This is a genomic window from Gordonia sp. NPDC003504, from assembly GCF_053587995.1.
On the sequence record NZ_JBSFPC010000024.1, the window covers coordinates 20,728 to 29,957 of the forward strand.

12 protein-coding genes are annotated in these 9,230 nt (G+C 63.9%); 11 read left to right on the forward strand and 1 reads right to left on the reverse strand.

What is annotated here, in order from left to right; translation table 11 throughout:
* The first annotated feature begins 337 nt into the window (after positions 1–337).
* The 8 genes from ACWDPV_RS23725 to ACWDPV_RS23760 all read left to right on the forward strand — a co-directional run bounded on the left by ACWDPV_RS23725 (position 338) and on the right by ACWDPV_RS23760 (position 6,141).
* Positions 338–1,438, forward strand: coding sequence for an AAA family ATPase (locus ACWDPV_RS23725; protein ID WP_449734964.1), 1,101 nt, complete (start codon positions 338–340; stop codon positions 1,436–1,438).
* A complete protein-coding gene (locus tag ACWDPV_RS23730) occupies positions 1,435–1,725 on the forward strand; it encodes a hypothetical protein (protein WP_449744933.1) in 291 nt (96 codons plus the stop codon). Before ACWDPV_RS23725 ends, ACWDPV_RS23730 begins: the two co-directional genes overlap by 4 nt.
* Positions 1,722–2,012 carry a hypothetical protein gene (locus ACWDPV_RS23735; protein ID WP_449744934.1) on the forward strand — a complete coding sequence of 97 codons (291 nt, stop codon included), beginning with the start codon at positions 1,722–1,724 and terminating at the stop codon, positions 2,010–2,012. The genes ACWDPV_RS23730 and ACWDPV_RS23735 overlap by 4 nt, the downstream gene beginning before the upstream one ends.
* A gap of 77 nt (positions 2,013–2,089) precedes the next feature.
* Positions 2,090–2,410: a hypothetical protein gene (locus tag ACWDPV_RS23740; protein ID WP_449744935.1), complete on the forward strand. Its 321-nt coding sequence runs from the start codon at positions 2,090–2,092 to the stop codon at positions 2,408–2,410.
* Between the two features lie 86 nt (positions 2,411–2,496).
* Positions 2,497–2,778 carry an HNH endonuclease gene (locus ACWDPV_RS23745; RefSeq protein ID WP_449744936.1) on the forward strand — a complete coding sequence of 94 codons (282 nt, stop codon included), beginning with the start codon at positions 2,497–2,499 and terminating at the stop codon, positions 2,776–2,778.
* The gene (locus ACWDPV_RS23750) at positions 2,775–4,244 is read left to right on the forward strand and encodes a terminase large subunit domain-containing protein (RefSeq protein WP_449744937.1); all 1,470 of its coding nucleotides are present in this window, start codon (positions 2,775–2,777) and stop codon (positions 4,242–4,244) included. Before ACWDPV_RS23745 ends, ACWDPV_RS23750 begins: the two co-directional genes overlap by 4 nt.
* Positions 4,241–5,554: a phage portal protein gene (locus ACWDPV_RS23755; protein WP_449744938.1), complete on the forward strand. Its 1,314-nt coding sequence runs from the start codon at positions 4,241–4,243 to the stop codon at positions 5,552–5,554. The genes ACWDPV_RS23750 and ACWDPV_RS23755 overlap by 4 nt, the downstream gene beginning before the upstream one ends.
* Positions 5,551–6,141 carry a hypothetical protein gene (locus ACWDPV_RS23760; RefSeq protein WP_449744939.1) on the forward strand — a complete coding sequence of 197 codons (591 nt, stop codon included), beginning with the start codon at positions 5,551–5,553 and terminating at the stop codon, positions 6,139–6,141. Before ACWDPV_RS23755 ends, ACWDPV_RS23760 begins: the two co-directional genes overlap by 4 nt.
* Positions 6,142–6,254: 113 nt before the next feature.
* Here the strand turns inward: ACWDPV_RS23760 and ACWDPV_RS23765 are convergent, their stop codons facing one another.
* Entirely contained in the window at positions 6,255–6,461 is a 207-nt protein-coding gene (locus ACWDPV_RS23765) for a hypothetical protein (RefSeq protein ID WP_449744940.1), read from the reverse strand.
* 203 nt (positions 6,462–6,664) lie between these two features.
* Here ACWDPV_RS23765 and ACWDPV_RS23770 point away from each other — a divergent pair, with 203 nt between their 5' ends.
* Genes ACWDPV_RS23770 through ACWDPV_RS23780 form a run of 3 tightly spaced genes read left to right on the forward strand, consistent with a single transcriptional unit; the run spans position 6,665 to position 8,171 of the window.
* Positions 6,665–7,534, forward strand: a complete 870-nt coding sequence (locus ACWDPV_RS23770; protein WP_449744941.1) for a phage major capsid protein — start codon at positions 6,665–6,667, stop codon at positions 7,532–7,534.
* A complete protein-coding gene (locus ACWDPV_RS23775) occupies positions 7,534–7,848 on the forward strand; it encodes a hypothetical protein (RefSeq protein ID WP_449744942.1) in 315 nt (104 codons plus the stop codon). Before ACWDPV_RS23770 ends, ACWDPV_RS23775 begins: the two co-directional genes overlap by 1 nt.
* Positions 7,845–8,171 (forward strand): phage head completion protein, encoded by a 327-nt coding sequence (locus tag ACWDPV_RS23780; protein WP_449744943.1) that lies wholly within the window; start codon positions 7,845–7,847, stop codon positions 8,169–8,171. Before ACWDPV_RS23775 ends, ACWDPV_RS23780 begins: the two co-directional genes overlap by 4 nt.
* Positions 8,172–9,230 lie beyond the last annotated feature (1,059 nt).

Here is a 9,230-nt window from a genome sequence, read left to right on the forward strand (position 1 = left end):
AGGAGAACGGCCCCGCGGGCGACGGGACCGTTCAGCAAGCATCCAGGGCGTGGAGCTACCGCGATTCTATCGCAGCCCACCGACGTCGCCGAGATGCCGCGCTGCGACTGCCGCCATTGCACTGCTCGAACTGCGGTGCCTGGTATCACGATCCGCTCGTGCACAACTGCATCCGGCCACGACTCAAGGTCAACGAGTGCCCGACCCACGGCATCTTCGTCGGCACCTGGTGCCCGTTCGCCCACGATTGCGGCTGCACCGACGTCGACGGCCAAGGGCACCACAACCACACGTGCTCAATACTGGGCCAACTCGCACCCCACCCGCGGCGGCGCCGATGAGCATCCCCTACGGGCAGGAATACGACGAGGACGGACACCCCGCCGACTCTCTCCTCAAGCAGATGTTCAACGGTTCGTGGCTCGACCGACAGACGTTCCCCGACCTCGAAGAGATCATCCCCGGTGTACTTGTCGAAGGCTTCACGATCCTCGTAGGACCACCCAAAGTCGGCAAGTCATGGCTCGTGGGCAACCTCAGCATCGCATGTGCGTCAGGAGGTGTGGCACTCGGTGCAATCCCGGTGAAGCCACGGCCCGTCCTCTACCTGGCCCTCGAGGACGGCCCGCGTCGACTGCAATCTCGGCTACGCGTACTCACCGAAGGTGATCCGATCCCCGCGCGACTCGACATGCTCTGCAACGTCGAACCGGGGATGGTGACCCGCACTATCGCCGAGTGGCTGGACCGCCACCACGATGAGGCTCCTGCGATTGTTCTCGACACCCTCGGCAAGGCTCGCCCCCAACGACGAGCGGGCGACGACCCTTACCTTGCGGACTACAAGGTCGGGACCACCCTCAAGCGACTCGTCGACGACGTTCCCGGTTCCGGCCTGCTCGTAGTCCACCATACGAACAAGGGCGATTCCGGTGACTTCGTGGATGCCGTGTCGGGCACGCAAGGCATTGCAGGTTCTGCAGACTCGGTGCTGGTGTTGCGTCGTCAGCGCAAGTCCAACGACGCGACGTTGGCAATCACCGGGCGTGATGTGACCGAACGCGAGATTGCACTTGTAACAGACGGCGGTCGGTGGAGCCTCGACGGATTCACCATCGAAGGCGCTGAGCACACCGTGGAGATTCGCCGCGAGCAGAACCAGCAGGGCGACCTGACGCTCGAAGTTCTGAGTTTCGTTCGCAACCAATCCAAGCCGGTCACTCCCAAGCAGGTTGCGGAGAAGTTCAGCATCGAACCTAAAACAGCGGGTACCTATCTCGGCAGGCTCGAGAAGCGTCAGCACCTCTTCCGACTCGGATACGGACGCTACTTCCATACCCCTGTTGAACCTGTTGAACCTGTTGAAGTTCCAACCGGAGAGCACGAGAGTTCAACAACTTCCACAGGTTCAACACCACTCTTCCCGGAGGATCAATGAACCACATCAATACCCAGATCACCGACGCAGCACAACGGTTGTACCGCGCTGGCGTATTCGGTAAGCCGACAGCCGCCACCGCGCTCGGCGCCAGTGACTACGCACGTGAGCACTGGTCGATGGAAGACGCCGACCACTACAGGCTCGGATACCCCGACTACCCCGACCGCCCGGCGATGGTCTACCTCGTCGAGGCCGCACGGCAGTTGTGCGCTCAGCGGCACGAGAACGCTGCCACGTGCCTAGAGCTCGCTCTGGCCGAGATCCGAAGGAAGGCCGAACGATGAGCCGAGAAGATGACCCGCGGTTCGCCTTCTGGTTCCGCATGAGCCAGGCCGAGCGCGACCTGCTCGACCAGTCCGCACGCGACAGCATCCTCGAGCTACCTCGCTACCCATTCTGGGACCACTCCCTCTGCACAGAACTACTCGCGTGGCAGCGCCTCGAGATTGACGTGCTCACCGCATACAACGAATGGCTCGAGCGACTCAAGGCACGAGCAGACCGACGAGGCCGAGTGTGGGACCGAGCAGAGTTCCTACGCCAAGCCCGACTGACCGAGGCCGGCGACTGATGCCCCGGCCTCGCACGACCACGTGGCGATCACCGACTTGGTACGCCCACCACGCCATCACCGAAAGGCGGCAACCCATGACCCCGTTCGCCCAACGCATCTCCGACAGCCCGGCCGACGAACTGAACCTGCGACCCGATGACACCGGCCTGACCGTCGGCCTCGGACTCGGCGTCACCCCGACCGGTGAGCCCGTGCCGCTAGTCAAGATCGCCTTCACCGACCCCGAGGCTGGCCCCTGCTGCCTGACCCTCGACACCCGCGAAGGCCACGAGGTACAGCTCCACTCGATCCTCACCCGGCTACTGACCGCGGTCAGCAATCCCGACAGCGACGACGGCCACGCGCTCGACGCCACGCTCAGGGATCTCGTGCGCCAGATCGGGAACCGGCCGTGAAGCCATGCTTGGTGTGCGGCGAACCCTCGGCCCGTTCTCGCTGCCCCGAACACCAAAACCACAAGTCCAGCGCCGGCCGACATGCCGTGCACCTCAACACCACCCGATGGAAGAAGCTGTCCCGCAAGCTCCGCCGTATGCAACCGTTCTGCTCCACCTGCGGTGCCCGAGAAGACCTCACCGTCGACCACATCGTGCCGCTCACCGAACGCCCCGACCTCGCCTACGACCTCGACAACCTCGACATCCTGTGCCGCTCCTGCAACTCCGCGAAGGACGCACACCTGGGGGGATGGGGCAAAAGCGCAGGTCAGCCGCCCGAAGGCAAGGCTCAGAGCGCGTTACACACCCCTGGGGGGTATCGGTGAAGGCCGGTCCCAAGGCGAAGGTCGACGACACACCGCTACCGTTCCGGCCCAGATCAACAGGATCGAAGCGTTTTTCGGCGTTCGCAGAAAAGTTCGTGAAGGTGCCGAAGGGCACGAACGCGAAGAAGGCTCTGCGGTTGCGGGATTGGCAGCTCGATCTGATCGGTTCGGTCGAGGATGCCGAGGTGATGCCGCGCACGGCTGGCTGGATGCTTCCGAGAGGGCAAGGAAAGAGCACGCTGGTCGCCGCGTACGGGCTCTATCGGTTCTTCACCGATGGTGAGGGTGCCGTGGTCTGTGTGGTGGCCGTCGATGAGCGCCAGGCCGGCATCGTCTTCAATATCGCTCGCCGCATGGTCGAGCTCGATGACGAACTGTCGGCCAGGGTGCAGGTCTTCAAGGAGAAACTGTATTGGCCGACGACCGACTCCTACTTCCATTGCCTGCCAGCGTCTCCGGCGTCCCTCGAAGGTCTCGACTACACGCTGGCGATCCTCGACGAGGCCGGCGTGGCGAACAGGGACGCCTACGAGGTGTTGAGCCTGGCACAGGGCAAGCGGGAACGATCGACGCTGATTGCCATCGGGACACCCGGACCGGACCCGAACAATCAGGTGCTCGCGGATCTGCGCAACTATGCCGCGGAGCATCCAGAGGACAAGAGTCTGGTGTGGCGCGAGTACTCAGCCGCGGGCTTCGAGGATCACCCTGTCGACTGCGCCCACTGCTGGGAGTTGGCCAATCCGGCGCTCGACGACTTCTTGCATCGGGATGCCCTGGTGGCCCTACTGCCGCCGAAGACACGCGAGGCCACGTTCCGGCGTGCCCGGTTGTGCCAGTTCTCGGTCGACACCGATGGCCAGTTCCTGCCGGCCGGCGTATGGGAGTCACTCAGTACCGGCCAGCCGGTGCCTGATGGTGCCGACGTCGTGGTCGCCCTGGACGGCAGCTTCTCCGACGACACCACAGCACTGCTGGTGGCCACGGTGAGCGCCGAGCCCCACGTCGACAAGATCCGTGTGTGGCAGAAACCGCCGAATGACGAGAACTACCGCGTGCCGGTCGCCGAGGTCGAGCAGACCATCCGGGAGGCGTGCAAGCGATGGCGGGTCGTCGAGATCATCGCGGACCCGTTCCGGTGGACCAGAACCTTGCAGATCCTCGAATCGGAGAACCTTCCGGTCGTCGAGTTCCCGCACTCACCGGCCCGACTGACCGCGGCCACCACTGACTTGTTCTCGGCGGCCATCAACGGCCGGCTGACCCATTCAGGCGATACGACCCTGGCCGAGCATGTCGCGGCCGCGGTGATCGTCGAGGATGCCCGCGGTATCCGACTGAGCAAGGCGAGCCGATCCCGGTCGGCCCGAAAGATTGACCTGGCCGCGTGTCTGGTCATGGCCCATAGTCGCGCTACCTGGCGCGCAACCCAAAAAAAACGAAGCAAGACAAGGAGTTTCAAATGAACGACGACCTACTCACCGCCCTGTTGCAGAAGATCGAAGAACCCTCGGCACGGTATGCCGAGCTCGACCGCTACTACACCGGCACACAACCGCTCGCGTTCTTGTCACCGGAGTCTCGTCGGGCACTCGGTGACAGGTTCGGACGGCTGGCGACGAACCTGCCTCGGCTGGCCGTCACGAGTCTCGCTGAGCGCCTGCGGGTTACCGGCTTCACCGGGGCCGACGTGTGGCCGGATTGGTTGCGTAACGATCTCGACCAAGACTCCGGGATCGCTCACCGGGAAGCCTTGTTACTCGGATCGAGCTACGTCATTGTGTGGGCAGACCAGTTCGGTCGACCGAAGGTGACCGTCGAATCGGCGAAACAGGTTGCGGTCCTCACCGATCCTGGTACTCGTCGGATCACTGCCGCTGTCAAACGGTGGGAGACAGCCAAGACCACCGAGGCCGTCGTGTACCTGCCGACCGAGATCATCCGGCTACGGGCCGAACAGACCGGCGCAACCACCGCAGGCTTCACCGTGGTCGAGACGCTGGCGAACCCGCTCGGAGTCGTGCCGGTTGTGCGGCTGAAAAACTCAGACCGACTGCTCGACGACGGTGTATCCGAAATCGACGACCTACGCCCGCTCGTCGACGCGCTGAACAAACTCTTGAGCGACATGCTGGTCACCTCCGAGTACGTCGGCCGGCCCCGCCGCTGGGCCACCGGCATCGAGCTGGAAGAAGAAGACGTTCTCGACGACGACGGCAACCCGACCGGCGAGACTGAAGCGGTCAATCCGATCCCCGAAGGTAACCGGGCGATGATCTCGGAGAATGACACCGCCAAGTTCGGTCAGCTTGAGGCCGCCAACCTCGACGGCTACGGCTCGGCTGTTGATGTGCTGCTCGGTCAGATCATGGCCGTCTCGGCGTTGCCGGCGCACTACATCGGGCAACTGGGGGACACCCCGGCCAGCGCCGATGCGTTGCGTGCCGCCGAGGCATCACTGACCGCGCGTGCAGAGGCCCGGCAGGCATCGTTCGGCCGGTCGTGGGAGGACGTGGCGCGTTTGGTGATCGGTGTCCGTGATGGTGTTGACCCGCAACTCGTCGACGTCCGGGTCACCTGGGCCGACGCCGCGACCCGCTCGATCGCCCAGGAAGCCGACGCGGTGGTCAAGCTCTACCAGGCCGGCCTGCTCCCAGCCTCCTACGCCCTGAAGCGACTCGGCTACTCCGACACCGAGGTCACCGAGATCGCGGCCGCCCGTCGCGGTGACGCCCTCAACTCGATGTCGGTCGACCTCGGAAAGCTGGTGTCGTGACCTACCGGGACACGCTGGTCCGTTTGGCCGAGGACTCCGAACGCCGCGTGCTGGCCGCATACCGGGCGTTCGTGTCGGGTGCCCTGACCCGTGACGAAGCGGTGCACGTGATCGCGTCGCTGGTCTCTGCCGCCAACGGCCAAGCTGTTGCGCTCGCGGACCTCGCGTTCGCCGCCGAAGTCATGGCGCAGTTGGGTGTGCAGTTCCCGGTTCCCACACAGGGGTGGGAACCGGGAACCAGCGACCTCGACCGGCTCACCAAGGCCGCGTCGACGGTCCTCGATGTTGCGGAAGCCTCCCCGGTATCGACGGCGATCGTGGCCCGACTCGGCCGTGCTGAACCACTCGAGACCGCCGCCCGCTCCTACAGCGACGCGATGATCCGCTCCGGCAAAACCCGAGGCTGGACACGGCAACTGTCGGCGAATGCCTGCCAGCTCTGCCGCTGGTGGTGGCGAGAGGGCCGCGTCTGGCCCGCAGAACACCCATTCCAACACCACAAGGGATGCGCCTGCATTCCGAAACCTGTTATCGCAGAAGGGATCAAAGAAACATGGACGACAGCACGAGCCAAGGGGATCAGGTGACCGAAGAATCAAGTACTACAGGAGTACTTGAAGACTCGGCAATAGAATCAAAAACTGCAGACTGCAGTTTATCGCCGGTTCAGGACGAACCCGACTCTGAGAGTGAGCCGGACTCACCCCCAGATGAGCCCGACAGCTTCGACCGCGCCTACGTCGAGAAACTGCGCCAGGAGAACGGCAAGTACCGTCAGCGTGCCCAGCGCGCCGACGAACTCGCCCACCGCCTGCACCGGGCGCTGGTCGAAGCCGATGGGCGCCTTCACGATCCGACCGATCTCGCGTTCGATGAAGCGCACCTCGAAGTCGGTGAAACCTGTCACAGGCCATCGGGGAACTACTCACCGCCAAGCCGCATCTCGCCGCCCGCAAGATCACCGGCGACATCGGCCAAGGCGCCACCGCTTCGGCGACGACGGTGGACCTGGCAGCGATCATGCGCGGACACGTGTAGTTCCCACAATGTGAGATACAGTCAAGGGGACTTTCCTGGTGAAAGTCCCCTTGATTCGTCCTGGTGGCGAAGGTGCCCAACCCCCTTCCGCACTTCCAGGAGACCATCGTGGCAACCCAGACCACCGCAACCTTCCCCACCCTGCAACAGACCGAGATCCAATCACTGCTGGTGCAGCCCCTCGAATCCGAGTCCGTGTTCCTCGCGTCCGGTCCGAAGATCATCGACACCAACGGCCCGATCCGCATCCCGCGCATCAGCTCCGGCCTGACCGTCGGGTTCGTCGCCGAAGGCGCCACCATTCCCGAATCCTCGGTCGGCCTCGACGAGGTGTCCATGCTCCCGAGCACCCTCAAGTCCCTCAAGGTGATCTCGCGCGTCACCGCTGAGGTGCTGCGGTCCTCGGCGCAGTCCCTCGACTCGATCCTCAAGCAGCGCTTGGTGACCGACACCGCGAAGGCGCTCGACGTCGCACTGTTCTCCGGCGCGGGCACCTCCAACACCATCAAGGGTCTGCTCAACCAGACCGGCGTCGCCACCGGCACCCTCGACGCCGACGACCCCGACAGCCTGCTCGACGGCATCGGCGTCGCCCGAGCCAACGAGGTCAAGCCCAACCGCTGGTTCCTGTCGCCGGCCGACTACCTGTCCATCCGCAAGGTGAAGGACACCGACGGCCGCTACATCCTGCAACCCGACATCACGATGGCCGGGCAGGAAGTCCTGTTCGGTGTGCCCGTCACCGTCACCGCTCAAATCCCCACCGGCAAGGCGGCACTCGCGGACATGAACCTCGTCGCCATCGCCCGCGACATGAGCCCGTCGATCACCGTCGACAGCTCCCGCTACTTCGACACCGACGAAGTAGCCCTGCGTGTCGTCGCCCGCTACGACCTCGCGCTGTTGCAGCCCAAGGCCGTCACCATCCTCACGGCCGCCTGATGGGCGCGCCGACCGGCGCCGACATCGCTGCATTCCTCGGCCAGGGCGACGACCTCACACTCGCCGCCCTGGCCGACCAGCACGTCACCATCGTGACCGCGATGGCCCGCGCCTACACCCGAGGACAAGGCTTCACCGATGGCGAGCCCGCCGACGACATCGCCGCGGTCATCACCACCGCGACTGCCCGCCTGGTCGCCAATCCCGAGCAGATCAACACCACTACCGGGTCCGTCGCCGTCAACGGCGGATTCACCGGCTGGACGCTGGCCGAACTGTTCGTCCTCAACAGGTACCGGAAAAAGGCACAATGATCTTCCACGACACCGTGATCCTGCAAACCACGATCGTCACCGGCACCGACGACTGGGGCAACGACATCATCGACTTCGTTGACCAGACCGTGCCCGCCGACGTGTGGCCGCTCGACACCGACCAGAAACTCGACCAAGGTCGTCTCGTCGTCGTGCAGCGCTACCAACTCGCCATGTCCCGCACCGCCACCTTCGACCCCGACGACACCACCATGCGCATCACCTGGCAAGGCCGACAGTTCGACGTCGAGGGCAGCATCGAGCAACACATGATCCGCGGCCGGCTGCACCACTACGAAGCCATCGGGAAACTGACGGGGTGACCCCAATTCTGACCCCAACCAGCTTCGAAAATCGCCGATGTACGCCGATGTCCCCTCACGTTCGCTCATGTCGAGAATCATTGCAGCGCAACGGAAGATGAGACGCCCAAGAACATGGGCGAACACCCTTTCGATGCCTGGGGGTCAAGTGGTCGCAGGTTCAAATCCTGTCAGCCCGACGTTCTGACCAGCACTTATGTGCTGGTCATCGTCGTTTGTGCCCACTACGTGCCCGTTGGTTCAGGCGCAACGCGCCCACGCGGTGAGTCTTTGACCTGGTGTGTCACACGTCGGCCATAAGACTGTCGGGTGTTCTCCCTCCCCGGTGACAATGTGAATTCCCCACGACGCCCCGACGGGACGTGAGGTCCTCGCCAGGATGGGTCGGCGCCTCGGCGCGTCGGTTTGGTCGCTGACTGGCCTCGCTGGCGTCGTTCTGGGTGTGCTCGGCGTGGGCGTTGTTGCCCTGTTGTCGAATCGGGACGGGGTGACCATCGCAATCGCGGCCGGGGTCGCGGGATTGCTCGTACTTCTCGTCGCCTGGTTCCGGGCCGAATACGACTAACTGAATACCCGGAATCGCCACGCGGCATTCGCACGACGCACGTTCGAGAGGGTGGGGTACGGGGAGACGCCCAACGGAATGGTCTTTCAGCCAACAGAGTGGATCTTCTTGGTGATGGCAGGAAACTTCGCGGGATCTGGAAGGTTGGAGGCATTAGGTCAGGTGTTGCCAGTTGTATTCAAACGTCGATGGGTCAGTAGCGGGCTCGATCAACGGCGGAGGGAAGTTCAGCTCAACCGGGAGAATCGAGTCCTGATGCGTGATCAGATGGGCCGTCACCGTTCCCCCAGCCACCATGGTGGTCGCGACTCAGGTCGGAGACAACGTCCCACACGCTGCGGTCGTCAGGGAAACCGTGAACGAGTACCACCGTGTCGTGCTCGACATTGCCTGTCGAGAATGAATCGCCCCGGGTTTGTCGGAGGCTCTCGAATCTGTGAAGGATGGAGAGTATGGCAGCACCACGGAAGTACAGCGTTGAGCTGAAGGAGCGG